This window comes from Coleofasciculus sp. G2-EDA-02 (assembly GCF_040226375.1).
Lineage (GTDB): Bacteria > Cyanobacteriota > Cyanobacteriia > Cyanobacteriales > Coleofasciculaceae > Coleofasciculus.
Genome location: NZ_JAVKEW010000066.1, coordinates 1 through 22,857 on the forward strand (window position 1 = coordinate 1; position 22,857 = coordinate 22,857).

Below are 22,857 nucleotides of genomic sequence, written 5' to 3' on the forward strand. Positions count from 1 at the left end.
CCTCTGGAGTTATCTAAATTAGGCTCAATACTTGGTAGTTTTCTACGGGTGTTTGGTTTAAGTATTGCCGCAAGGATAGATAATTGTAAGGTGTGTCGCGGAACTAAGAATCCCCGCACTTATAGGGCGGGGAGTGTCAAACGCACTGTTCCGGTAAATCGGGGAGGGATGGGAATATCGACACCACCGGAAACCAACGGATCAGCTTCCCAGTCTTTATCGGGTTGCAGCAGCACACCTCCTCCAGCAAAAGGAATCACAATCGTTTGTCCGGTAACTGGAGCCTTGATTGGAAAATTCGCGCTAAGGGCAACGGTTGTAGTGGTTTCGTCACCAAACATGACCGCATTGTGCAAGGAGAAATTCTCAGTAAACCCTGCTTTACTGACAATAACTAAAGACCCTTCCCCTAAGTTGGTTTCCTCACCATCCAGACCAATATTCCCGCCTACGCCGATATAACTGCGTCCCAGTATTTTTAGGGGATTAATCACAGGGACTTGTGCCACCTCTGGAGTGGCGGCAGCGACAGTTTGGGGTTGAACTAAAACCAGTGTGGGCTGGGCATTATCGGTCGCTGATTCAGAAGATTGAGTCGAGTCAGAGGGAGTAACGGTTATATAACCATAGTAGGCGGAGTCTAGCGTCTGGGCTTGAGCGGATAAACTACTACAAAGCAGGGACGAAGCAGTGAAACCGAATAGCCAGGAAAAAAGTTTTGCCAAGTTCGGTTGCATGGTTGTTCACTTTTGGGTTTAGGAAAATCATGCCACAATTCAACCCACATTGGAAGGTGAAGATGAATAAATTGAACCTTTCATCCCCATCTAACATTCCGATAGAATCCCTGATATTCATACCAGGAAGATGTCAAGCTGCTTGTAGTAACTCCCTACTACTATGCTGGATTTGAGCCAGAATCTGCATCGCTTCTGTCAAATTCTCACAACGATAGTTGGTTTTGAAGTAAAAGGGTTTCAGGCGCTCGTTAGTTATTTCAGCCGGTTCCCAAATGATCAGCTTTAAGGGTTTTTGGGGATTGTTCGTTGCACAAAGTGAGTGGAGTATCATCGTAGTACGCACCTCAATCGGTAGAATGCTCTGGGTTCGGAATCCAGATTAAGCCTCCCACAGCCAGATGGCTGACAGCTATCAGGAATTTCCCAGGGTCTTTACAAAACTACATTCACTCCGGTGTCTATCAGGACGTTTCATCAAATCTTTATAACCGCGGAGTAGAGAAAGCAGGGGGAGCGATTTCCTAATCAACAAAGGACGAATGACGTAGCTTGCTTCTTTTCGGGAAGCGAGTATGACGAATGACGAATCCCCAATCACCAATCCAAAATATTAAGTAAAGTAAATATATGGCAGCAAAATCGGAGTCGTAATTCTATGGTGTTATTTGGATTTGGCGGATTTGGCAAAAAGCTCAGCTTACCTAAACCCGAAGAGGCGTTACCGGGGCGGGAAGAGCCCATGGCTGTCCCAGCAAACCACTATGTCAACGGCAATCCTCTCAAACCCCCTTACCCCGATGGTATGGAAATGGCAATGTTTGGGATGGGCTGTTTCTGGGGGGCTGAACGCAAGTTTTGGCAACAAGAGGGAGTGTTGGTTACGGCTGTGGGTTACGCAGGCGGGATAACGCCTAATCCCACCTATCAAGAAGTCTGTACAGGGATGACAGGTCACAATGAAGTCGTGCGCGTCGTATTTGACCCCCAGGTGATTACTTATGAGCAATTGCTGAAAGTTTTCTGGGAGAGTCATAATCCCACCCAAGGGATGCGCCAAGGAAATGACACGGGAACTCAATATCGTTCGGGAGTTTATACCTATTCCGAAAGTCAAGGGAAACTCGCAGAAGCCTCACGAGAAGCCTATCAAAAAGCGCTGAGCAATGCGGGTTATGGAGAAATCACGACAGAAATCGTTGATGCTCCAGAGTTATACTATGCAGAAGGCTATCACCAGCAATACTTAGCCAAGAATCCCAATGGGTATTGTGGGCTAGGCGGAACTAACGTGACTTGTCCGACGCCAGTGGCACTGTAGGGATAATAGAAGGGTAGGGACACGACATTTCGTGTCCCTACTGATGGTTGTAGTGGTTCAACGAGCAAGCCAGCCTAAGATCATGTCCCTCTCTCACCGTTATCATTTCCTTTTCCCTTACACCTTATTTCTTACTGCAACTTTGTATAAAAATTGAATAGCAAGACTTCATCGGTCTTAAGTCGTATAATTGAAGCAATAGGATTAATTTTTATTAAGTCTTTAACTCAATCGTCCCGCCGTTTATCTTCATCAAAGTTAGGATTTATGCGGGGTTAAGTTAGAGTGATTTAGGTGGTTTTCTAGAGAATCATCACAGCTTAATTGTGATTTAAATCAATTGAGCCAGTGATTAAACATACAAAAAAATACTGGATTATTCATAACAATAGAAAATAAGTAAAAGGTGGGCTAGGTCAAAATGGGGAGCGCTCGTCGAACCAACGACCAAACAATGGCGATGTTCCAGGTCAGTGACAACTAGGGGCTAGACAAAACATTTCCCAGTCAAGACTCTAAGGATCAGACACTGAGGAACTAAACATCTGACCCAACCGACTCATAGCTCAAAATTTTCCAGCTAAGGCTGGATGTAAGGGTTGCATCTATCGTAGAGCATCAAACAAGTGCGATTATTCACATCGATATCAATATCGATCGCGATCGCGCCCGGTGAAAGCATCTATGATAAAAGGGTTTTAGTGCATGTCCGAACAACTCCGTCTGTTGCAATCTCTGATTCCGGCGATCACCAACGTTCCAGATTTTCACTCAGCACTGGATCTGGTGCTGCATCGCGTCTGTGAAGTGACCCATTGGGATTATGGTGAAGCATGGCTCCCGACTTCTGATTCTCGTCGTTTAACCTGTAGCCAAGCCTGGTATGGTGATACCTGTGATCTGCTACCATTGCGACGCACCAGAGAGATGCTAACATTTGCCCCCAATATCGGCTTACCTGGACGGGTGTGGACATCAAAACAGCCAGAGTGGATTGACCAAACCAAGACAGATGGGATTTATCCTGATGCCGAATTCACTCTTGTTAGCGCGACGGATCAGCCGCAAGAGTTTCAAGCTGGAGGCGCGATCCCCATTCTCCTCGATGATCGCTTACTCGCTGTCTTAACCTTTTTTACCCGCCACTCTCATCCCAGCGATCGCCAATGGATGGAATGGGTGGCTGCGATCGCGATGCAATTGGGGTTGGTGATGGAACGCCAACAATTAACGGAACAACTGCACCAGCAAGAGGAATTTAATCAAAATTTAGTTGAAACCCACGGTGGCTTTTTTGTCGCCATTGACCCCCAGGGAAAAACTCGGATGATGAATCCCAGATTACTGGAAACGTTGGGTTATACCCTGGATGAAGTGAGGGGAACAGATTTTGTGAGCAAGTTTCTTCGAGACGTTGACCGCAAACCCTTTGCCAAATTAATCAAAACCCGTGGGGAAAAATCAGAATTAAAATCGCCCACTGTACATCAAACCGGAGTCCTGACCAAAGAGGGTCAAGAACTTTGGGTAGAATGGCGTAGCCAACAGGTTTTTAAGAAAAGCGGTGAACTTGACTTCTTGTTTGCCATCGGACGGGATCAAAACGAACATTGTCTCACCCATCAAGAAACAGCCCGTTTAGCCTCGTTTCCCCTATTGACCCCCAATCCCATTGTCGAAATTGATTTAGTAGGGCGTGTGCGTTATCTCAACCCAGAAGCCATGCGCTTGTTGCCCGAATTATTAGATAGTGAAGCTGAACATCCATTTTTGGCAGAAATGCCCTCAATGATTCGGTTGATGCAGCAGCAAAGTTCCTTGAGACGCGAGATAAAAATTGGGGAAATTGTTTACGAACAAGTCCTGCACTACGTTCCCGAAATTGAGTGCATTCGCATTTATGCCTTAGATATTACCGATCGCAAACGAGCAGAAGAACTATTATTGTTTAATGCTTTTTATGATCGCCTCACCGGACTGGCGAACCGTGCCTTATTCATGGATCGCTTGCAGCAAGCCGGACGACGCGCCCAACCGGGTCAAGGGGAGAACGGGAATTCTCCATCTTATCGATTTGCCGTGGTGTTACTTAATCTCAATCGCTTCAAAGTCGTGAACGAAAGTTTGGGGAATCATTTAGGGGATCAAGTGCTGCAAGAGTTTGGACAGCGCATACAAAACTGCTTGCGTTCCACGGATACCGTTGCCCGTTTAGGTGGTGATGAGTTTGCTATCCTGCTAGAGGGGATTCAGGGGGTTTGTGATGCCATTCAAGTTGCAGATGCGATTGAGCAAACTTTGACATTACCCTTTAACCTGGAAGGGCGGGACGTGTTCATGACAACCAGCATTGGCATTGCCCTAAATACGAGTCGCGATCGCAGAATTTTATCGGCTGAAGACATACTCCGTAACGCTAATACCGCCATGCATCGCGCCCGTTCCCAAGGCAAACCGGGCTATGCCATCTTTGATAACCAGATGTTGAGTCCCACGGTTGATCGATTACAGATTGAAACCGACATGCGGCGTGCGATCGAACGGCAAGAATTTCAAGTTCATTATCAACCAATTGTATCCCTACTCACCCATCAAATTACCGGCTTTGAAGCATTATTACGTTGGCAACATCCGCAACGCGGGTTAGTATTTCCCGCCGAATTTATTCCCATCGCTGAAGAAACCGGATTAATTATTCCCATGGGGTGGTGGATACTGCGGGAAGCTTGTCGCCAACTCAGTGTTTGGCAGCAGCAATTTCAAAGTCCCCAACCCTTGACGATGAATGTTAATTTGTCCTGTAAACAGTTTATGCAACCGGATTTATTAGCGCAAATTGACCAAATCTTGGAGGAAACCAACATTGCCGTTGGCAGTTTAAAGTTGGAGATTACGGAAAGTGTGGTCATCGATAATCCGGAATTGGTCAAAGATTTACTTTTGGAATTGAAAAAACGGCAAATTCATCTGTGTATTGACGACTTTGGTACGGGTTATTCCTCCTTAAGTCGCCTGCATAATTTTCCGATTAGTACGTTGAAAATTGATCGCTCATTTATCAGTAGAATTGGTGCGTTAGGTGAAAACTCGGAAATTGTTCAAGCGATTATCACCCTCGCCAGAACCATGAGTATGGATGTCGTTGCTGAGGGAATTGAGTTATTAGAACAAGTTTCGCCTTTAGTGGCGTTGCAATGTCATTATGGTCAAGGATTTTTATTCTCAAAACCCGTAGACAGCGATTGCGCTAGAGAATTACTTCTAGGAAAATCGGTTCAGTTGGAGCGTCAGTTGAATCGCTCAGTGAGCGTTAGAAATGAAGTCAAAAGTTCTGTATCTGTAGAGGATGATCTAGGACAATAATTTTATCACTGTTTTCTGATATTAGCCGACATTATATATATGTCCGGAATTGTATTAGCTAACTGGGCGGTTGAAACCGCAGCTATACAAACAAAACCCGCCTGCGCGGGTTTCCACACCCCTAGCTTTTCTCTCTTTCCTTGTCCTTCAATCTTCAAAATCCTTTGGCACTCTAACTCATAGCGGTTTCTGTGGAAGTGCGATCGCGTGCAAGTAATGGCTAGAGTCTTAACCGGGCTTGGGTTATAGCTTGTATCCTGAAAGTGAAGCGATTTTGCTGTAAAAACTGACCGACTTGCTAATATTAGGTTTTCCGCTGGCAGGGATATGGGTAAAATAGGGTAAAGAGTGTGGATACAATAGGTTAGGCTGGAAAAGTACGATGAATATCGATTCTTTAAGGATTGAAAAGAATCCCTCAACTAAACACCGTTATGAGGTGCTGATTGAAAACCAAGTAGAAGGTGGAGTAAGCGCAACTGTGTTAGGTTGGCAAGACTGCCAAGCACGGGGTTCTACTAAGGCAGAAGCACTGGAGCAACTGCGTAAGTTATTAACAGCACGTTTGCAAAATACAGAAATTGTTTCTTTAGAGATTGACTTGCCTAAACCGGAGCATCCTTGGATGAAGTTTGCGGGAATGTTCAAAGATGATCCTGACTTTGAGGAGGTTTTAGCAGATATCGCCGCCTATCGACATAAGCTTGATCGGGAACAGGAGGACTATTACCGTCAACTTGATGCCGAGGAGGAGGTTCATTGATTCGGTATATTTTAGATACTGATCATGTCTCTCTTTTTCAGAGAGAACATCCGCTAGTGATGCAACAAGTCAATGCCACTGATCCGCAAACAATTGCGGTGACAATTATTACCCTTGAAGAGCAAGTTTATGGACGACTAAACCGAATTCGTAGGGCTACTTCAGCAGAATCACTGGTATCGGCTTATGCTAAATTACGCGATACATGGGATTTTTTTAGTAGGATTAATTTGCTCTATTTTACCCAAGAAGCTGGCGATTGCTATGCAGAATTAGTTCGTCAAAGGATACGTGTTGGTACACAGGATTTAAAAATTGCAGCGATCGCTCTTTCGGTGAAAGGGATAGTTGTTACGCGCAATCAACAAGATTTTTGTAAAGTGCCAGGTAAGCGAGTTGGCAGATTGGACGGTTGGGGAATTGGGGAGGTAGCGATCGCGTTTTGTAATGGCTAGAGTCTTAATCGGGTTTGGGTTAAGGCTTGTATCCTTGGTGTGAGGCGATCGCATTTAAAAAAACCTAGGGCGTCTGAGGACACGCCAAGGGTAAAATCGCAATCAGCCACTGTGGGTTTAAATTATTTATACTGACGGTAGAGCTATAGTACTCAGGTTAACCAGCGTGCCAGCTAAAGATATCTATCACGATAGTGTTAAAAATGCTTTGATTAAGGATCAATGGACAATTACCCATGATTCTCTTACCTTGAAAGTGGGTAAAAAGGATATGTTTGTAGACTTGGGGGCTGAGAAATTCCTGGCGGCTCAGAAGCAAGACCGAAAGATAGCGGTGGAAATTAAAAGCTTTATTGGTGCTTCGGAAATTGAAGATTTAAGGAATGCTTTAGGACAATACATTTTGTATGAAAATGCTCTGGAGTTGGTTGAGCCAGATAGAATTCTTTATCTAGCGATTCGTGAACTAATTTTTTATGATTTATTTGAGGAAGTTATCGGCAGGTATTTATTAGAGAAGCGATTGCTTAAAATTGTAGTTTTTGACCCGGACAGCGAAGTAATTGTAAAATGGATAGATTAGAGACTTACCGCCAGATTATTCGGACTGTGTTGAAGCGATATGTCAATATTGACTATGCCAATGTTGAGGTGGAGAATCAAGCAGTTTTTGACTCAGAAACAGACCAATACATTATTGTTTCTTATGGTTGGGGGAATAAGAGGCGTATTCATGGTTGTCTGATTCACGTCAATATTGTTGAGGGGAAGGTTTGGGTGCAACGGGATGGCACAGAAGATGGTATTGCGAATGAATTAGTAGAAGCAGGTATTCCGAAAGAAGAGATTGTGTTAGGATTTCACGAGCCTGGAGTGAGAAAGTATACGGGTTTTGCTGTGGCGTAGATGGTTGAATTGTAGTCGAGAAGGTTTTGGGTTGAAAACAGAGCGCTCGCCCTGGCGATGACTTCAAGGAAAGCGATCGCGTGCAAGTAATGGCTAGAGTCTTAATCGGGTTTGGGTTAAAGGTTGTATGCTTGAGGTGAGGCGATCGCATTTAGGGAAAAGAGCGATCGCACTCTCTGAAACTCATCAATCAAGTTGATTCTGATAGGCTTGCCAAAAATTCTTCGGGTAACATTACTGGAACAGGCGATGCCACATCCATCAGCTATATTGCGTGTAATGATAATCTGCAAACCTGCCGCCCGTGCAGCTTCACTTGTTACTGCATCTTCAAAATCTTTCACACAGCTTTGCAATGCGGATCGAATCACCTCATCGGTTACACTTGCCACTTGAATCCGTTCTAATAAAGTTGATAGTAGTTTCCTTGCCGCGTCACTGCCTATCTGACGACGCAAAATATAGAAAATGTTGGTTATGGCATGACCTGAAACATATCCCTCAACCCACTCTTGGGTTACTGAATTTAATGCTTGTGCGGAAGCCACAACAAAAGGTTGGCGTTGAGCAAGAACATCAAGTAAGATATCACTATCAAATAACACCCGTCTCACTGGTATTTTGTCTCCAGATAATCAATGTAGGACTCGTTGGCATCCTCTGGACTTAGCTGAATAACACCCAGTAAACGTTGAGTCCAAGGATCAAGCTCTGTCATGGGTACTGCACTGAAGCTTGGAGATATCGATGATAGAGTTTCTTGTTGAATTGAAGTCAACAAAGACTGAACTAAACGCCAGCGATCGCTGATGGGTAATTGCAAGGCTTGGTTTTGCAATTCTTGCCATGTCATTGATTCTCTCCTTCAAGAACTTTTCTCTTCTAATTATATAGATTAGAATTGTAGGGGCGCACCGACGTGCGCCCTTTTACCATACCGACGTGCGCCCTTTTACCATACCAATGTGCGCCCGACTTAACCGTAAAATCTATTCCACCATTTTAGCCGTGTCACGCCCGTCATTTGAGTTAAGGCTTGTATTTTTGGGGTGAGACGCTCGCACTCATGGAAAACCGCGATCGCTCTTTGTGGGAACGGGATAGTGGTTACGCGCAATCAACGGGATTTTGGTAGAGTGCTGGGTAAGCGAGTTGGCAGATTGGATGGTTGGGGAATTGGGGAGGTAGCGATCGCGTGGAAGTGATGGTTAGAGTCTTAACCGGGCTTGGGTTATGGCTTGTATCCTTGGGGTGAGGCGATCGCACTCCCTCACTCTCAATCTACAGGCGATCACCTACAATGCCAGAATAGTTAATCGAAGAAATTGGAGCATTCCAGCATGGCATCAGCAAAAATAGTAGACATGACTATTGATGACATCAAAGCCTTGATTACCGAAGTGGTGGATGAAAGGTTGCACAACTGGTGGCAACAATCAAGGGATACTCGCTCTATTGAAGAGGTTTTAGCGGCTATGGATCGTTTGAGATGGACACCACCTCAAAGATCTCCCAGCACGACTGAATTATTGCGGGAGGATCGAGTCCGCTAATGGCAATCTATGTAGTGGATGCTAGTGTAGTGATTCAGTACGCTATCACCCAAACTTATACGCCAGAAGCACGAGTCTTAGTCACTCGGATGTATACGGCAAGCGATCACAATTAGAGCATTTGTCATGCTGAGCTTCGTCCTGAGCGAAGCGAAGGAACGAAAGCGAAGCATCTGGTCAGATTCTGAGAGTGTGCTGTAGCTCCGTTGAGAATGACATATTGTTACCGTGGAAAGTCGATCAAGGGGATCAGTTGTCTGCTGGAATGTGTTAATGTTCTGTGGAAAGAGGTTCGGTTTCGGGGATTACCGAAAACACAGGCGGAACAGATTGTTGGTGAATTGCTGGCGTTATCATTCCGGATCATGCCAACTGTTCATCTTTTGCCTAGCGCTTTACAAATCGGTTTGAGCTATCAATTGGCTTTGTATAATTCGCTGTATATTGCATTGGCTCTTGATCTAAATTGTCCTCTGGTGACAGTAGATGATCGCCAAAGGAATGGTGCGATCGCCAGTGGTGTCATCGTTAAACCTATAACTGACTTCTCACCTGTATGATGAAATACACAGATGCGATCGCGTGGAAGTAATGGCTAGAGTCTTAATCGGGTTTGGGTTATGGCTTGTATCCTTGGGGTGAGGCGATCGCACATCACTATTGGGTTCCAGAGCTTGTGCAGCTAAACGCTCAACGTGTTACTTTGATGGATAGCCTAGAAAAACTAAGGAAATGTCTGCCAAAGACGTTTATCATAATACTGTGAAAGCTGCCTTGCAAAAAGATGGCTGGACAATTACTCACGACCCTTTAATCCTAGAATTTTCACGGGGTCGGCAATTAAGAATTGATCTAGGGGCAGAACAAATCATTGCTGCCCAAAAGGATAAGACACGCATTGCTGTGGAAGTTAAAAGTTTCCTAGCACCTTCTACTATTTCTGAATTTCATACGGCTTTAGGACAGTTTTTGAATTACCGTGTTGGACTGAAACTTAAGGAACCAGAGCGAAAGCTATTCTTAGCAGTTCCTCTGGAAATCTATCAGGATTTCTTTTCAGAAGAACTGACTCAACGCAGTGTGCAGGAGTACCAAGTTAGCTTGCTAGTTTTTGACCCTAAAGATGAGGTAATTGTACAATGGAGCGATTAGAAACCTATCGTCAACTGGTGCAACAAGTTTTAGCAGAACATAGCCACTTCCAGTCATCCTATGGTGAGGTTGAAACCTTTCCTGTGTTCGATACAGAACGCGACCATTATCAGGTGGTTAGTGTTGGCTGGGAGAATCGTCGTCGGGTTTATGGTTGCTTGATTCACGTAGATATTAAAGGGGACAAAATCTGGATTCAGCATGATGGGACAGAAACGGGTGTGGCGAATGAATTAGTTGAGCTGGGGGTGGCTAAACAGGATATTGTGCTGGGGTATCATGCTCCCTATGCACGTCAATACACGGAATTTGCTGTTAGCTGACAAGAGTAGCGATCGCACGTCCTCATCACCAAAGCTAATGGCGTAGCAGTTGACTTGACAACTATAGAGGAAAAGTGACATGGATGTGGTTATTCCCAAGGACATTGTTGCAGCTGCGAAGATGTCGGAAGCTCAACTGAAACTAGAAATTGCCATTATGCTCTATAAGCAGGAGAAAATGAGTAGTGGCAGAGCTTGTCAGTGGTTAGGGATGAATTTGATTGAGTTTCGCCGGGAACTGGGTCAGCGAGGACTGACAATCAACTATGATGTGGAGGATTTTGAATCTGACCTGAAAACGTTAAGGTCACTGGGCAGATTATGATTGTTGTCAGGTTCAATTCTATATCAAACAAATTTTCTCAAAGGATGAGGTGATCGCACGTCCTCACTCTCAATCTACAGGCGATCACTTACAATGCCAGAATAGTTAGTAGAAGAAATTGGAGAAGTCTAGCATGGCATCAGCAAAAATAGTAGATATGACGATTGATGACATCAAAGCCTTGATTACTGAAGTGGTGGATGAAAGGTTGCACAACTGGTGGCAACAATCAAGGGATACTCGCTCTATTGAAGAGGTTTTAGCGGCTATGGATCGTTTGAGATGGACACCACCTCAAAGATCTCCCAGCACGACTGAATTATTGCACGAGGATCGAGTCCGCTAATGGCAATCTATGGAGTGGATGCTAGTGTAGTGGTTCAGTACGCTATCACCCAAACTTATACGCCAGAAGCACGAGTCTTAGTCACTCGGATGTATCAAGGAGATCAGTTGTGTATCCCAGAATTTTGTCTGCTGGAGTGTGTTAATGTTCTGTGGAAAGAGGTTCGGTTTCGGGGATTGCCGAAAACACAGGCTGAACAGATTGTTGGTGAATTGCTGGCGTTATCATTCCGGATCATGCCAACTGTTCATCTTTTGCCTAGCGCTTTACAAATCGGTTTGAGCTATCAATTGGCTTTGTATGATTCGCTGTATATTGCATTGGCTCTTGATCTAAATTGTCCTCTGGTGACAGTAGATGATCGCAAAAGGAATGGTGCGATCGCCAGTGGTGTCATCGTTAAACTTATAACTGACTTCTCACCTGTATGATGAAATACACAGATGCGATCTCGTGGAAGTAATGGCTAGAGTCTTAATCGGGTTTGGGTTATGGCTTGTATCCTTGGGGTGAGGCGATCGCATTTAGGGAAAAGAGCGATCGCACTCTTTCATCCTCAGCGCTAATCTGGGCATGACACCGCTAAAATGGTGGAATAGATTGAGTTCGTAGTAGGGGATGCGAGCCTCTAATTAATTTATAGGTTTTCTGGGTGTGGTTTTTTGGGCGCACGTCATCTGGACACACGGGGCGTGCACCCCTACAATAGGTGACGCTTGTGTGTAAGTCTTAGGGAGGACTAAATAATGTACGACAATTACACAAAAATTGCTATACTACTTCTAGTAATCGGAATAAAAATTAACTTCTTGACTGACAAACCTATTCAAACTGAACAAATTATATTTTCTGATCTTCAGTTTATTAATACCCAAACACCGACTATCTATATTGCCAATAACTACGTAAATACTGGAGGATATATAATGAATCGAGCGATACAGCTACAACAAGTTTTTATTCCTGGTGGTATTGCAGATACCACAGGAAAATTTGGGTGTATCCAGAATGAAGAAGGTGGAACTGATTGTATCGATCTAACAAATGGTCATTTAATTAGCCGCATAAACCGCATTAGCAAGCCTTTGTTGATTCGAGACCAAAAGCTGATTATTTGGTCTCCCAATTTAGAAAATCATAATGTTTTACATCTATTTACAGCTTTGATTCAAAAGGGTCAAGAAAGCTTGCGACCCATGCAGTCAGTAAGCTTGCCTGAATGGTGTGATGCGACCAGCACTGACTCTTTGGATTTTCAGTTGCAGGCATCGGCTGAAGACAATCAGTTGGTAATTCAATGGCAAGCTCGTTCTCGCTATAAAGGTGGCGCACCGCCACCGCAGTATATTATTGAGCAGCTAAGTAAAGATGCGGCTGGTACTGTGAGGATTGATATTAACACAGGCAAAATCATTAGCAGAAACTTTCAGGAGATTACACCAGAAAAAAATATTTTGCAGGATGATTTTGAGCTTTTTGCGCGTACTATACCTTACAAGCAAGGTTTTGAATGGTACAACAAACCCTGGACAGTTGGCGAACACGAGTTTGTGTTGTTGTCAGAGAATGCCAAAGGTCAACCAGGTATTTATCTGTTAAAGCGAGATGCAATTAATCGTCGAGAGCAAAATATCACAAAGCTATTAGAGAAATCAGCGATAAGCTCGGAAATAGAATTAAATTTAACTCCAGATGGGCGCTATCTTTTTGCTGTTTTGGCAGATTCAGATTCAGCAGAGAAGAGCCAGAGTAGCTGGTATATTTTTTCTGTGACATCTGGAGAACGTGTATCTGTGATTTCTTATGAACCTGGTACAGAGTATATCAGCGTGATTGACGGAAAGATTTTCTACTTAGTCGAGCAATTCACGCCACAAGGGGAGCAAACTCATTGGTGTAAAATACTTAAAAGTCGAGATCTAAGAACAGGAAAAATTGTCTGGTTTCGCACGCTTATTGATCGCTATGAGAAGAGCGATTATTTTTCTCCACCGCCACTGCCATTGTAAATTTATGTAGTGGTTGGGAGAAAGTCTTTTAATCTGAACTCCCCCCCTGCAAACTCTTAAAATTTTTAGCTAGAGCAACTTGGTAAATGCCAAACTAGCTACTTTAGGAAGAATAGATGCTCAAACGGCGGGTTAGTTTAAATGGACGATGGGATTTTTCGGAATATCCTTCGGCAGTAACGTAAAGGATATGTGATCCAGGAATGTTAGTAGAAGCAGTGGCAACTGAATATTGGTCACTGTCTTTAGAAGAAGTTTCAAAGGTTAATGGCTGAACTGCATAAGGAATTATTCTTTCTTGAGGCCCAATTTGCATTTGCAGTGCCATTAATTTAGCACTATCGCTCATTGCCAAACCTTCGACTTCATCTTGTATCTCAGCAAGACGTTCTTCATGGGTGCTTAATGCTTCTTCCTGGCTGATTAAAGGTGACTCCTTGGTCATCCTGATAGTCACATTCTTTACTGGTTCATCGCCATCAAGTACCCGAACTCGACATTCAATATCATCATTTTTTTGAATAATAGATGCCAAAACTTGAGCATCTAGAGAAATATCCAGATTTGGATCGAAAATTCCCATCGTGCAATTCAGTTGCTGTTCGCCTGCATACCATATAGCAGAATGATATTCGCCTGGTTGGGGATTGGGAACTTTAAAGACTACAAAGCCTTTACCACTCCGGTATGCCGGTACATTGACTCGCTGGTTATTTGGATCGACTACCGTAACATTAACTTGGTTTTTAGCTGGGGTGGGATTAGGGGTATATTCAATATCCCGGTTGTGCCAGTTTATGCTAAAAATTGCTTCGCTAGCATTGGGTGCAAATACTGCGCTGCTCTGAGAAAATCTATACTTAAGTATTTGATGTTGTTCGTTAGCTATTGTTGCTGCTACTTGAGTGTTATTTACAATCTCATGGTAAATAGCTGCTAGGTCGAAAGGCGTTGGGCTTAAGTGGAAAGTACCGCCAGTTTTGTTTGCTATGGTTTGCAAGACATTAATTTGACCATGATCTCCAAGTGCAATGGTATGAATTGGGAGGTCTGGCGGTAAATTCTGAGTAGGATCTGAGCCTTGGTTCCAATCTCCATCTGATAACAAGATTAGTGCTTTCGGCCATTCCTTATTGGAAATTAAGCTTAAGCCTTTGTTAATGCCATCGCTTATATTGGTCATGTTCTGAGAACTAAGAGACTCAATCTTATTTACTGCTGCATCTTGAACTTGCAGCGAATCAATTTTGACATTACTAGAGCCATCTGTAGGATATAAGTAATTGGCATTATCGCTAAAGTTAATAAGACCAACTGAATCGCCAGTTTTCATAATATATATGAAGGTGGCAGCATCAGTCTTAGCGAAATCTAAATAGGCAATTCCTTGTTGCCAGGCGTTCATACCCATACTGCCTGAAGTGTCGATGATTAGACTGACATTTACATTTTTAGAAGGCATAATTTACTCCCTATTTTTTGGGGAAAGTTATTGATGTGATATGGCACTTATGGTGCTATGTTACGGGATAAACAGCAGTCGGTGAAACTAGTGCAATTCGGTTATCAGTAAATTCCCATTTGAGCCGATTTGCAGGATTACCATCGCTGATATCAAAGGCATAAGTTCGTTGGTTGAGCGCATTCACATATAAAGTAGAACTTCCCTCCACTACTATTGCAGGTTGAGCTGCGCCCATAGGCAGTTTAGTAAACCATTTTTCTTCGATTAGCCAATTATTGTTTGATTGTTTGACTTCATAAGCGTAGAGGACACCGCTAATAGCATTACCAATTGCATAGAGAATGTTACCCTGAGCTACCATGCTATAAATCTGCTTTCCTGGCTGAGTTACTTTGATGACTTTTTCACCAGTACGAAAATTCAGTCCTATTATATTGCCGTAAGTATCGCCGATAAATACATTGCCTAAAATCCAGACGGGTTTAGTGGTAATTTTATTACCATTCTCGAATTTCCATTTCTCTTCCCCACTTCGAGGATGTAAAGCATAAAGAATGCCATCTTCTCCTGGCACAAAAACTGTATTAGCAGCTAGCATGAGCGAACAATTGGAGAAAATTGGTTGATGCCAAACTAGAGTACGAGTGCGAAGATTAACAGCATAAACTCCCATTTCACTAGCGATGTAGCACCATTCATTCATGACCAAGTTACAAAATATTTTATTTTCAGCTTTATCGGGTAGATTGAGAACATTAATATTCCACAATGGGCTACCGTTGCTGAGGTCAAAGGCGTAGAGGTATCCTGTCGAGGTAGTTGCACACAAAAATTTTTGAGCCAGTTGGGGGATATTAACTATTTCTGGCATAGCATCTACAGTCCCCCTACTAATATATTGCTCCCAGTTCTCGTCCAAACTTCTGGAGTGGATACTGTAAATCTTACTACCAGCACCGAAATAAGCTGTTTCATTGTCAACATTAATCGTAGCCGTTACTGCGCTTTCTATGGCAATTTCAGTTTCTTTATTTCCCGATTGGGCTTCAAGAGAGCATATCTTACCATCAAGATCGCCAACTAATATATAGTCTGCTTGTTTGTAAATAGTTAGATCGATCTGGAACATACCGCGCCCGTGCGTGGCACAGCACAGAGTATTGTCTAGCCAAAATAGCTGGTAGACAGCACAGTTAGTGGGTCCTTGATTAGTAGGCGACCAAGTTTTGCCTGCATCTTCGCTGGCAAATATCCCTACTTCAGTAGCTATGTATACATATTTAGAATCTTGTGGGTGGATAGTTATCCAATATATCGGTGCTGCTGGCAAAGATGAGCCAATATCGCTCCAATTTTCGCCCCCATCAATCGATTTCCACACATTATTTTTTTCATAGCCGCCAAAAGTGGTATAAATTATATTTGAATTGCCGCTATCTATAGCTATGCACGTACATGAACGATTGGCTCCAATAGGTGTGATGCCTTGATTGTCTATTCGCTTCCAATTTGGTAGGTTTGCAGTGCCATTATCAGTTTGATAAATTTCACCATTTGTATGCCCTACAAAGATCAGATCCGAATTTGCCGGTGCTACTGCAATAGCACTAATGCAATTGTTAGATGGGATTGCAGCTTTGATAGCCCTCCATTGCGGGCCAGTGTTATTGGTGTTTGGCGTTTTGGCATCATTAGTACGCCATAGAGATAAACCACCTGCTAGCAGACAATTAGAATTATTGGGATCTAGAATAAACGGTGCAATGAACAAAGCCGTTCCATTTTTTGCATCTTCAATTGTGTAAGGTGCAGGTTTCCAGTCCCTTTTAGACCTATTCCAAAACTGACCGCAAATATATTCTGATTCTGCTTTACTAGTAGCACCGTTTGTATTGCGAAACACGCTTAGCCTAACATACTCGCCATAAAAGGTCTGTAGATCTGAAGGATCGGCTGCAACTATGCCACCATCACCGCCATAAATGCTCTTCCATTGATTTGTACCGGAGCTTGTGGTGTAGGATAGGGTACCGTTATCCTGAGCGCCACCAATAATTGTCTTTGTTTTGGAATTGCCAGCACCACTATAAAATTGAGTTACACCAAACTTATTGTTCAGCTTTATCCAACCATTTGTCTCGGTAACTGTATAAATATCATCGGTTTTGCATACTCCACCATCATTACCAAAATAAACAATCTTATTGCTAGTTCCGTTATAGCCAGGATGGGCAGTGATAATATGGTGATCTGCATGAGCTGATTTATCGCTATCCCACTGGCTAATTTTAACTAGAGTATTGCCACCATCGGTACTCTTCCACAAATCGATGCCGCCTACTACTACAAAGTTAGAATTATTTGGATCTCCTGCCCAAATAATATTGTTATACCAACCTTGCTGCCCCATAAAATTAGTAGTTGATGTCTTCTTTTTATAACTCTCGCCGCCATCTGTAGATTGCCAAAGTTGAGAGGAATTATTTGACATTTGTACTGAGGCGTAGACAATGGAGCTATCCTTTTTTGCATAAGTTACATCAATCCGTGCGATACTATTAGACGGCATAATTGCCTTCTTCCACGTTTGTCCTCCGTCGGTGCTATAGTAAGATCCTGCGCCTTGGTTACCACCAGCGATCGCTTTACTGCTATCAGTGGGATCGAAAACTACCCGACCAATAGGTATATTTTTGAGCGAATGCTCCCATTTTTCTCCACCATCAGTTGAACGGAAAATCCCTGTGTTAGTAGCAGCCAAAATAGTTTTCCCGTCATGGCTAATGTCGAGCCGATTAACATAATAAAAATTTTGATTATTTTTTGTAGATTCTAACTGCTGCCAATTCCAACCATCAGTTGTTTTAAAGATACCGTCACCTCGGATCGCATCTGAATTACCAAAACCCTCACCTGTTCCAGCGTAGAGGACTTTATTGTTCGTAGGATTCATAACCAAGCTACAAACAGCGAGGTTAAGCATGAGGTCATCTGCCGGATCCCAACTTTGTCCTCCATCATTCGTGCGCCAAACTCCGCCTCCAATGCTACCTACCCAAATGAGCTGGGGATCTTGTGGATCGATAACAATTGAACGCACCCGACCGCCAATATTACCAGGTCCTAAATAAGTCCAGCCAGTATTATCTGGATTCAGTCCTGGTCCTGGTGCTATAGCAGCCACGTCCCAAGGTAGTTGCGTTTGACCTACAGGCATACCCGCTACTTGTCCTTGCTCTGGTTGCAAAGTCTGCATTTCCTGCAATTGGCGGTATGCTTCAGCAAAGGCGTTAGGTGGAATTTCACCGCTATCATTCCGCAATAACAGTTCTCGATAAGCTAATCTGGCTCTTGGGCGATCGGGATACTCTAGCTTCAGCATCAAGCGCATGAACTGATCTTCGCTCATTTGGCTTAATTCAGCATCATTTAGAGCGAAATTTTCTCGTAATTGAGATAAGGTATTGCTGGAAAATTCAGTAATATCAACCATTTTAATTACCTCCGATAATTGGTTGTACTTTTCTACAATAACTCCCCCAAACCCCCTGAACTTGCCCGCCAATACCTCCCATTGAACAAATCTATTCTTCAGATAAAAATCAGAAATCCTGTAAAAACAGGCTTTTCCCAACAAGTTCAGGTCAGTTCAGGTATAATCAGCTCACAAGTGTGGGAATATGGGTGGTGAAAAATGAATAGTGAACAAGCCCTAGAAGTCGTCAACGCAACGATTCGTGTCTTCACAGGCAGAGGACTCAGTGAAGTGGAGACCGCCATCCTCCTGGGTTCACTGCAAAACCAAACCTACGAACAGATAGCCGAATCCTCTGGCTATGCCATCAGCTACCTCAAGCGCGATGTGGGTCCCAAACTCTGGAAACGTCTCGGACAAGCCTGGGGAGAACCTGTCAGTAAAACTAACTTTCAAGCCGCACTCAAGCGGCAAATCGCTACTTCACCCAGCCCCCCCTTCCCCACAACTTCCCCACCCCCGCTACCCCTCAAGCCGCCCCGCGCCGACTGGGATGACGCCATGGATGTCACCCAGTTCTACGGACGCACCACAGAACTTGCCACCCTGCGACAATGGCTAACCCAAGACCGTTGCCGTCTTGTGACAGTATTAGGTATGGGGGGAATCGGCAAAACCGCTTTAGCCATCAAACTGGCACAACAGGTTCAGTTTAAATTTGATTGCATCATCTGGCGCAGTCTGCGAAACGCCCCACCCTTAAACTCCCTACTGCGAGAACTGATACAATTTCTCTCCTGCCAACAAGACACCCAGGACAAACCGCCCACACCAGTTGCTTAATCCTCACCAGCCGAGAAAAACCTCCAGAAATCGCTGCCCTGGAAGGGGTAAAATTACCAGTACGCACCTATCGACTCCCCGGCTTACAGTCAGAAGCCCAGGAATTATTAACCGCCAAAGGACTGTTAGGCACAGACACCGACAAGGAACAACTCATCCAACACTATAACGGTAATCCTCTGGCATTGAACATCGTTGCCACCTCAATTCAAGACCTATTTGAAAGCAAAATTGACAACTTTTTACAACAGGATACCCTAATATTCAACGGCATCCGCCGCCTCCTCAACCAACAGTTTGAACGCCTCTCCCCCTTAGAAACAACCATCATGTATTGGTTGGCGATTAACCGGGAATGGACATCAATTACTGAATTAGCTGCCGATATCCTCCCCCCAGTCTCAAAAGCGGAACTCTGGGAAGCCCTAGAAACCTTAAATGGACGCTCACTCGTCGAAAAACACGCTGAGACTTACACCCAGCAACCCGTAGTCATGGAGTATATTACTGAACGCTTAATTAATCGCATCAGCCAAGAACTCCTCACCAAAACTCTGTCTCTGTTTATCACCCACGCCCTAATCAAAACCACCGTTAAAGACTATATCCGAGACAGTCAAATCCGACTCATCCTCCGCCCCATCGCCAACCAATTCCAGACCCGCTTCCGGTCAACCTTAGCCCAACAACAGCAAATCCAGGACATCCTAGAAGTCCTGCGGGGGTGAATGTCTCAAAACCTTGGTGGGCCATTCTAATGTCGTCTCCTCCGTGGCGTGGAGTCCTGATGGACGCATCTTGGCGTCGGGGAGTTATGACCAAACGATAAAACTGTGGGATATCCACACGGGTGAATGCCTGAAAACCTTACGAGGGCATCGCAATATCATCTGGTCAGTCGCCTGGAGTCCCGATGGACGCACCCTGGCATCTTGTAGTTCTGACCAAACCATAAAACTATGGGATATTCATACCGGTGAATGCCTGAAAACCTTGTCTGGGCATTACCATATCATCTGGTCAGTGGCATGGAGTACCGACGGACGCACCCTAGCGTCTGGCAGTTCTGACCAAACGATAAAACTATGGGATATCCATAGGGGAGAATGCCGGAAAACCTTATCCGGACATACCAATTCCATTTCCTCAGTGGCATGGAATCGGGAGGGATGCCTCCTAGCTACAGGGTCTCATGACCAAACAATAAAACTATGGGACACCCACACTGGTGAATGTCTGAAAACCTTGCTGGGTCATAGCAATTGGGTTGGGTTCGTCGCCTGGATTGCCGATGGTCAAACCTTGGCGAGTGGCAGTTCCGATGAAACAATTAAGGTTTGGGATGTGAATACAGGAGAGTGTCAGAAAACCCTCAAATCTCAACCCCCTTATCAAGGAATGAATATTACTCAGATTAAAGGTTTAACCGATGCCCAGAAAGTTACACTCAAGCGGCTAGGGGCTGTGGAGGGGTAGGGAGCAGGGGAAGCAGAGGAAGCAGGGGAAGCAGAGGAAGCAGGGGAAGCAGAGGAAGCAGGGGAAGCAGAGGGAGCAGGGGAAGCAGAGGAAGCAGGGGAAGCAATGATACATTTTCCCTGATAGCGGTGCATTTAAAGTTTAATGTCAATAATGGCGAAATTTTTGCCGTAGTGCGAGCATCTTGCTCGCTACCCATTCCCAATTTACAGCACTTTTCACGTTTATGGAATACAAAGTATCCGCTTGCCTTTCAGCTCAATCATGTTCTGTAGTCTACTAATACCAAATCCGCCTTTATTACCCCCTTTTGCCACGGCGATTGAAATCGCTGCTACACAAACAAAGTCCGCCTGCGCGGACTGGTTTATAACGGGGGTAGCTAACCCGGATTTGGTAGAAATTGAAAACCGCTGTAAATGCATGAAAGCTTATTGTTATATGATGTCCGGACCCATCACCCATAATAAAAACTTCTCCCCATTTCCCCCTCACCCCATCTCTCCCTCACCCCATCTCTCCCTCACCCTAATTATGGGTATTCAACCGGACATGATATGATAGGGTCGTTTCAGTCCTTAAATCTGTCCCAACTTCAAATAATCCTAACCTTTAGGGTGATAGGTCTATCAACTATTCTGCACCATCCAAACCAAAAATCCCAAAATTTGCTCAACTGGCGGTAGTGGATAATCTGTCAAATCGATGACAACAGACTGCCCTTCCAGTTTGAGAAACCGCCACACTGTACCACTCGTCACGGTTCCGTAAATCGTCGATATCGGCTGCTGCTTCTGTTGATTGAAGCGTTGAGCTGCCACCATCTCTGCTAAACATTGCCCTAGGGCAGGTTTCAGGTCTTCTTTCTTCGCTTCCACCAAAACTATCACCGGAGCTTTAATAAATAATTGTTCGGGAGAGCGACTAATTAAAAAATCAACATAGCCCGTCAAGTCAACATCTGGCTGCACGGGGAACTCTTCCCCAGAAAAAACACTAATTTGTCCCTTGAGTTGTCGTTTTACTTCTAATAAGACTGGATTAATAATCCCTTCCGAACGCGCCTTTTCACTGCTCACGGCGATTGCCCAAGGAATTGTTTCTTTTAGCGTATCTTGGAGTAAGGGGGTTGGCTGAACTAGGGGAACGTCTGGTAGAAAGCGCTCTCCTTCAATGATTGTGAGTTGAAACTCTTCTACAACTTTACTCAGCGTAAATTTACTGTAGGGCATACTAATTATTCTAAATGTTGAAGAACGTATTTTCTAGGATTAGGCGTCTAATAGTGCGAAAATGATTGGGTAAACTGATAATACTGGATGTTGTTGGTAAAGTCGAAAAACCTAACCCCCCAGCCCCCTACCAGAATAGATCCCCCTCTTCCCTTTTAGATCATCATTCCGTCCCCCTACCCTTGCTCTCGGAGGCATCGGGAGGGGTCAGATCTTTCAGTTGAATGGCACTGACAAGGCTGGTGGGCAGTGCCAACCTACGGTATATAAAGGGTTTCGGCGATCCAAAAATGCTTATTAAAAAAAACAACTATGAAACATCTTGAAGGTAAAATCACAGTAGTTACAGGGGCAACGCGGGGTCTAGGTAAGGGAATTGCGATCGCGCTTGGTGAAGCTGGGGCGACGGTCTATATCACAGGGCGCACCCTGGAGCGTTCGACCTCTGACAATGGTGTCGGGAGTCTCCAGGAGACCCAATCAGCCGTTGAGGAAGCGGGTGGCGTATGCATTCCCATCCAAGTGGATCACAGTGACGATGAACAAGTGTGTTTGCTGTTTGAGCGTATCCAGGATGAACAGGGACAACTTGACCTGCTGGTTAATAATGCTTACGCTGGCGTACAAGCCTTAACAGATGCTTCGGGAAAGCCGTTCTGGGAGAGTGAACCGAGTTTATGGGATGCTTGCAATAATGTCGGGCTGCGTAGCCACTATGTCGCCAGTATTTTTGCCGCCCGGATGATGACCCCACATCAGCAAGGACTGATCTGTACTATCTCGTCTTGGGGTAGTCTATCCTATATTTTTGCGCTTTTTGTATTCCCACAGCATAAAACCCTCTTTTCGTACTGGAGAGAGGGTTTTATGGATTTCAGTGAAATAAAATGAGAAGTCTGGCATCGAGCTATTTTTCCAGGGGGCTACCCCCAAAGTATCTTCGCCGCAGCAACGTTTCACAGCCGAGTTCGAGATGGGTTCGGAGTGGTGCCATTGCGCCAGAGACACCAGACAAGCTTGTGGTTCTGATTCGTTGAGTGAAGAACCCTCAAGACTGCACAGCGAGAGAATATAGAAGGTCAAGCCCTCGGTCGGTTAGTACGTCTCGGCTGC

General features: G+C 44.4%; 22 protein-coding genes, 1 rRNA gene and 2 pseudogenes. 17 read left to right on the forward strand and 8 right to left on the reverse strand.

Annotation, left to right across the window (positions count from 1 at the left end; all coding sequences use genetic code 11):
* Nucleotides 1-119: 119 nt before the first annotated feature.
* Complete coding sequence (locus RLO19_RS06420; protein WP_446354855.1) at nucleotides 120-737, reverse strand: hypothetical protein; 618 nt, start codon at nucleotides 735-737, stop codon at nucleotides 120-122.
* 133 nt (nucleotides 738-870) lie between these two features.
* Complete coding sequence (locus RLO19_RS06425) at nucleotides 871-1,071, reverse strand: hypothetical protein (RefSeq protein ID WP_446354856.1); 201 nt, start codon at nucleotides 1,069-1,071, stop codon at nucleotides 871-873.
* A 324-nt stretch (nucleotides 1,072-1,395) separates the two neighbouring features.
* Here RLO19_RS06425 and msrA point away from each other — a divergent pair, with 324 nt between their 5' ends.
* The 6 genes from msrA (at nucleotide 1,396) to RLO19_RS06455 (ending at nucleotide 7,545) form a co-directional block, all read left to right on the forward strand.
* The gene (gene msrA, locus RLO19_RS06430) at nucleotides 1,396-2,058 is read left to right on the forward strand and encodes a peptide-methionine (S)-S-oxide reductase MsrA (protein ID WP_446354857.1); all 663 of its coding nucleotides are present in this window, start codon (nucleotides 1,396-1,398) and stop codon (nucleotides 2,056-2,058) included.
* A 705-nt stretch (nucleotides 2,059-2,763) separates the two neighbouring features.
* Nucleotides 2,764-5,421, forward strand: coding sequence for an EAL domain-containing protein (locus tag RLO19_RS06435; RefSeq protein ID WP_446354859.1), 2,658 nt, complete (start codon nucleotides 2,764-2,766; stop codon nucleotides 5,419-5,421).
* Nucleotides 5,422-5,803: 382 nt separating this feature from the next.
* Nucleotides 5,804-6,184 carry a type II toxin-antitoxin system HicB family antitoxin gene (locus RLO19_RS06440; RefSeq protein ID WP_446354861.1) on the forward strand — a complete coding sequence of 127 codons (381 nt, stop codon included), beginning with the start codon at nucleotides 5,804-5,806 and terminating at the stop codon, nucleotides 6,182-6,184.
* The gene (locus tag RLO19_RS06445) at nucleotides 6,181-6,639 is read left to right on the forward strand and encodes a type II toxin-antitoxin system VapC family toxin (RefSeq protein ID WP_446354863.1); all 459 of its coding nucleotides are present in this window, start codon (nucleotides 6,181-6,183) and stop codon (nucleotides 6,637-6,639) included. The genes RLO19_RS06440 and RLO19_RS06445 overlap by 4 nt, the downstream gene beginning before the upstream one ends.
* Before the next feature lie 166 nt (nucleotides 6,640-6,805).
* Entirely contained in the window at nucleotides 6,806-7,222 is a 417-nt protein-coding gene (locus tag RLO19_RS06450) for a XisH family protein (RefSeq protein WP_446354865.1), read from the forward strand.
* The gene (locus RLO19_RS06455) at nucleotides 7,210-7,545 is read left to right on the forward strand and encodes an element excision factor XisI family protein (protein WP_446354866.1); all 336 of its coding nucleotides are present in this window, start codon (nucleotides 7,210-7,212) and stop codon (nucleotides 7,543-7,545) included. Before RLO19_RS06450 ends, RLO19_RS06455 begins: the two co-directional genes overlap by 13 nt.
* 190 nt (nucleotides 7,546-7,735) lie before the next feature.
* On the opposite strand, the pseudogene RLO19_RS06460 reads toward RLO19_RS06455, so the two are convergent.
* Together RLO19_RS06460 and RLO19_RS06465 are read right to left on the reverse strand one after the other, a co-directional pair.
* Nucleotides 7,736-8,159 (reverse strand): annotated as a pseudogene (locus RLO19_RS06460) (PIN domain-containing protein).
* On the reverse strand, nucleotides 8,156-8,398 hold the full coding sequence (locus tag RLO19_RS06465) for a hypothetical protein (RefSeq protein ID WP_446354868.1): 243 nt from the start codon (nucleotides 8,396-8,398) through the stop codon (nucleotides 8,156-8,158). Before RLO19_RS06465 ends, RLO19_RS06460 begins: the two are co-directional and overlap by 4 nt.
* 487 nt (nucleotides 8,399-8,885) lie before the next feature.
* Between RLO19_RS06465 and RLO19_RS06470 the strand changes: the two genes are divergently transcribed.
* From RLO19_RS06470 to RLO19_RS06505, 8 genes are all read left to right on the forward strand, one after another.
* Nucleotides 8,886-9,098 carry a hypothetical protein gene (locus RLO19_RS06470; RefSeq protein ID WP_446354870.1) on the forward strand — a complete coding sequence of 71 codons (213 nt, stop codon included), beginning with the start codon at nucleotides 8,886-8,888 and terminating at the stop codon, nucleotides 9,096-9,098.
* Nucleotides 9,099-9,310: 212 nt separating this feature from the next.
* Nucleotides 9,311-9,658 carry a type II toxin-antitoxin system VapC family toxin gene (locus tag RLO19_RS06475; RefSeq protein ID WP_446354872.1) on the forward strand — a complete coding sequence of 116 codons (348 nt, stop codon included), beginning with the start codon at nucleotides 9,311-9,313 and terminating at the stop codon, nucleotides 9,656-9,658.
* Nucleotides 9,659-9,830: 172 nt separating this feature from the next.
* Complete coding sequence (locus RLO19_RS06480; RefSeq protein WP_446354873.1) at nucleotides 9,831-10,250, forward strand: XisH family protein; 420 nt, start codon at nucleotides 9,831-9,833, stop codon at nucleotides 10,248-10,250.
* A complete protein-coding gene (locus tag RLO19_RS06485; RefSeq protein ID WP_446354875.1) occupies nucleotides 10,238-10,573 on the forward strand; it encodes an element excision factor XisI family protein in 336 nt (111 codons plus the stop codon). The genes RLO19_RS06480 and RLO19_RS06485 overlap by 13 nt, the downstream gene beginning before the upstream one ends.
* Nucleotides 10,574-10,652: 79 nt before the next feature.
* Nucleotides 10,653-10,898 carry a UPF0175 family protein gene (locus tag RLO19_RS06490; protein WP_446354876.1) on the forward strand — a complete coding sequence of 82 codons (246 nt, stop codon included), beginning with the start codon at nucleotides 10,653-10,655 and terminating at the stop codon, nucleotides 10,896-10,898.
* 133 nt (nucleotides 10,899-11,031) lie between these two features.
* Nucleotides 11,032-11,244 carry a hypothetical protein gene (locus RLO19_RS06495; protein WP_446354878.1) on the forward strand — a complete coding sequence of 71 codons (213 nt, stop codon included), beginning with the start codon at nucleotides 11,032-11,034 and terminating at the stop codon, nucleotides 11,242-11,244.
* Nucleotides 11,244-11,675 carry a type II toxin-antitoxin system VapC family toxin gene (locus RLO19_RS06500; protein WP_446354880.1) on the forward strand — a complete coding sequence of 144 codons (432 nt, stop codon included), beginning with the start codon at nucleotides 11,244-11,246 and terminating at the stop codon, nucleotides 11,673-11,675. Before RLO19_RS06495 ends, RLO19_RS06500 begins: the two co-directional genes overlap by 1 nt.
* Before the next feature lie 315 nt (nucleotides 11,676-11,990).
* On the forward strand, nucleotides 11,991-13,253 hold the full coding sequence (locus tag RLO19_RS06505; protein ID WP_446354881.1) for a hypothetical protein: 1,263 nt from the start codon (nucleotides 11,991-11,993) through the stop codon (nucleotides 13,251-13,253).
* A gap of 103 nt (nucleotides 13,254-13,356) precedes the next feature.
* Here the strand turns inward: RLO19_RS06505 and RLO19_RS06510 are convergent, their stop codons facing one another.
* Together RLO19_RS06510 and RLO19_RS06515 are read right to left on the reverse strand one after the other, a co-directional pair.
* On the reverse strand, nucleotides 13,357-14,715 hold the full coding sequence (locus RLO19_RS06510; RefSeq protein WP_446354883.1) for a vWA domain-containing protein: 1,359 nt from the start codon (nucleotides 14,713-14,715) through the stop codon (nucleotides 13,357-13,359).
* A 55-nt stretch (nucleotides 14,716-14,770) separates the two neighbouring features.
* Nucleotides 14,771-18,211: an outer membrane protein assembly factor BamB family protein gene (locus RLO19_RS06515; protein WP_446354885.1), complete on the reverse strand. Its 3,441-nt coding sequence runs from the start codon at nucleotides 18,209-18,211 to the stop codon at nucleotides 14,771-14,773.
* Nucleotides 18,212-18,412: 201 nt separating this feature from the next.
* Here RLO19_RS06515 and RLO19_RS06520 point away from each other — a divergent pair, with 201 nt between their 5' ends.
* Nucleotides 18,413-19,036, forward strand: a complete 624-nt coding sequence (locus RLO19_RS06520) for an NB-ARC domain-containing protein (RefSeq protein ID WP_446354887.1) — start codon at nucleotides 18,413-18,415, stop codon at nucleotides 19,034-19,036.
* Nucleotides 19,037-19,780: 744 nt separating this feature from the next.
* The gene (locus tag RLO19_RS06525) at nucleotides 19,781-20,512 is read left to right on the forward strand and encodes a WD40 repeat domain-containing protein (protein WP_446354888.1); all 732 of its coding nucleotides are present in this window, start codon (nucleotides 19,781-19,783) and stop codon (nucleotides 20,510-20,512) included.
* 629 nt (nucleotides 20,513-21,141) lie between these two features.
* On the opposite strand, the gene RLO19_RS06530 is transcribed toward RLO19_RS06525, so the two are convergent.
* Nucleotides 21,142-21,744 carry a hypothetical protein gene (locus tag RLO19_RS06530; protein ID WP_446354890.1) on the reverse strand — a complete coding sequence of 201 codons (603 nt, stop codon included), beginning with the start codon at nucleotides 21,742-21,744 and terminating at the stop codon, nucleotides 21,142-21,144.
* A 312-nt stretch (nucleotides 21,745-22,056) separates the two neighbouring features.
* Between RLO19_RS06530 and RLO19_RS06535 the strand changes: the two are divergent.
* A pseudogene (locus tag RLO19_RS06535) lies at nucleotides 22,057-22,557 on the forward strand (SDR family NAD(P)-dependent oxidoreductase); the annotation flags it as partial.
* Between the two features lie 81 nt (nucleotides 22,558-22,638).
* Here the strand turns inward: RLO19_RS06535 and rrf are convergent.
* Nucleotides 22,639-22,756 (reverse strand): 5S ribosomal RNA (rrf, locus tag RLO19_RS06540).
* Nucleotides 22,757-22,857: the final 101 nt, after the last annotated feature.

What these genes read in the sequence shown, in the direction of transcription:
- RLO19_RS06420 (WP_446354855.1), bottom strand. Translation starts at nt 737, where the DNA reads ATGCAACCGAACTTGGCAAAACTTTTTTCCTGGCTATTCGGTTTCACT.
- RLO19_RS06425 (WP_446354856.1), bottom strand. Translation starts at nt 1,071, where the DNA reads ATGATACTCCACTCACTTTGTGCAACGAACAATCCCCAAAAACCCTTA.
- msrA (WP_446354857.1), top strand. Translation starts at nt 1,396, where the DNA reads ATGGTGTTATTTGGATTTGGCGGATTTGGCAAAAAGCTCAGCTTACCT.
- RLO19_RS06435 (WP_446354859.1), top strand. Translation starts at nt 2,764, where the DNA reads ATGTCCGAACAACTCCGTCTGTTGCAATCTCTGATTCCGGCGATCACC.
- RLO19_RS06440 (WP_446354861.1), top strand. Translation starts at nt 5,804, where the DNA reads ATGAATATCGATTCTTTAAGGATTGAAAAGAATCCCTCAACTAAACAC.
- RLO19_RS06455 (WP_446354866.1), top strand. Translation starts at nt 7,210, where the DNA reads ATGGATAGATTAGAGACTTACCGCCAGATTATTCGGACTGTGTTGAAG.
- RLO19_RS06465 (WP_446354868.1), bottom strand. Translation starts at nt 8,398, where the DNA reads ATGACATGGCAAGAATTGCAAAACCAAGCCTTGCAATTACCCATCAGC.
- RLO19_RS06470 (WP_446354870.1), top strand. Translation starts at nt 8,886, where the DNA reads ATGGCATCAGCAAAAATAGTAGACATGACTATTGATGACATCAAAGCC.
- RLO19_RS06475 (WP_446354872.1), top strand. Translation starts at nt 9,311, where the DNA reads ATGACATATTGTTACCGTGGAAAGTCGATCAAGGGGATCAGTTGTCTG.
- RLO19_RS06480 (WP_446354873.1), top strand. Translation starts at nt 9,831, where the DNA reads ATGTCTGCCAAAGACGTTTATCATAATACTGTGAAAGCTGCCTTGCAA.
- RLO19_RS06485 (WP_446354875.1), top strand. Translation starts at nt 10,238, where the DNA reads ATGGAGCGATTAGAAACCTATCGTCAACTGGTGCAACAAGTTTTAGCA.
- RLO19_RS06490 (WP_446354876.1), top strand. Translation starts at nt 10,653, where the DNA reads ATGGATGTGGTTATTCCCAAGGACATTGTTGCAGCTGCGAAGATGTCG.
- RLO19_RS06495 (WP_446354878.1), top strand. Translation starts at nt 11,032, where the DNA reads ATGGCATCAGCAAAAATAGTAGATATGACGATTGATGACATCAAAGCC.
- RLO19_RS06500 (WP_446354880.1), top strand. Translation starts at nt 11,244, where the DNA reads ATGGCAATCTATGGAGTGGATGCTAGTGTAGTGGTTCAGTACGCTATC.
- RLO19_RS06505 (WP_446354881.1), top strand. Translation starts at nt 11,991, where the DNA reads ATGTACGACAATTACACAAAAATTGCTATACTACTTCTAGTAATCGGA.
- RLO19_RS06510 (WP_446354883.1), bottom strand. Translation starts at nt 14,715, where the DNA reads ATGCCTTCTAAAAATGTAAATGTCAGTCTAATCATCGACACTTCAGGC.
- RLO19_RS06515 (WP_446354885.1), bottom strand. Translation starts at nt 18,211, where the DNA reads ATGGTTGATATTACTGAATTTTCCAGCAATACCTTATCTCAATTACGA.
- RLO19_RS06520 (WP_446354887.1), top strand. Translation starts at nt 18,413, where the DNA reads ATGAATAGTGAACAAGCCCTAGAAGTCGTCAACGCAACGATTCGTGTC.
- RLO19_RS06530 (WP_446354890.1), bottom strand. Translation starts at nt 21,744, where the DNA reads ATGCCCTACAGTAAATTTACGCTGAGTAAAGTTGTAGAAGAGTTTCAA.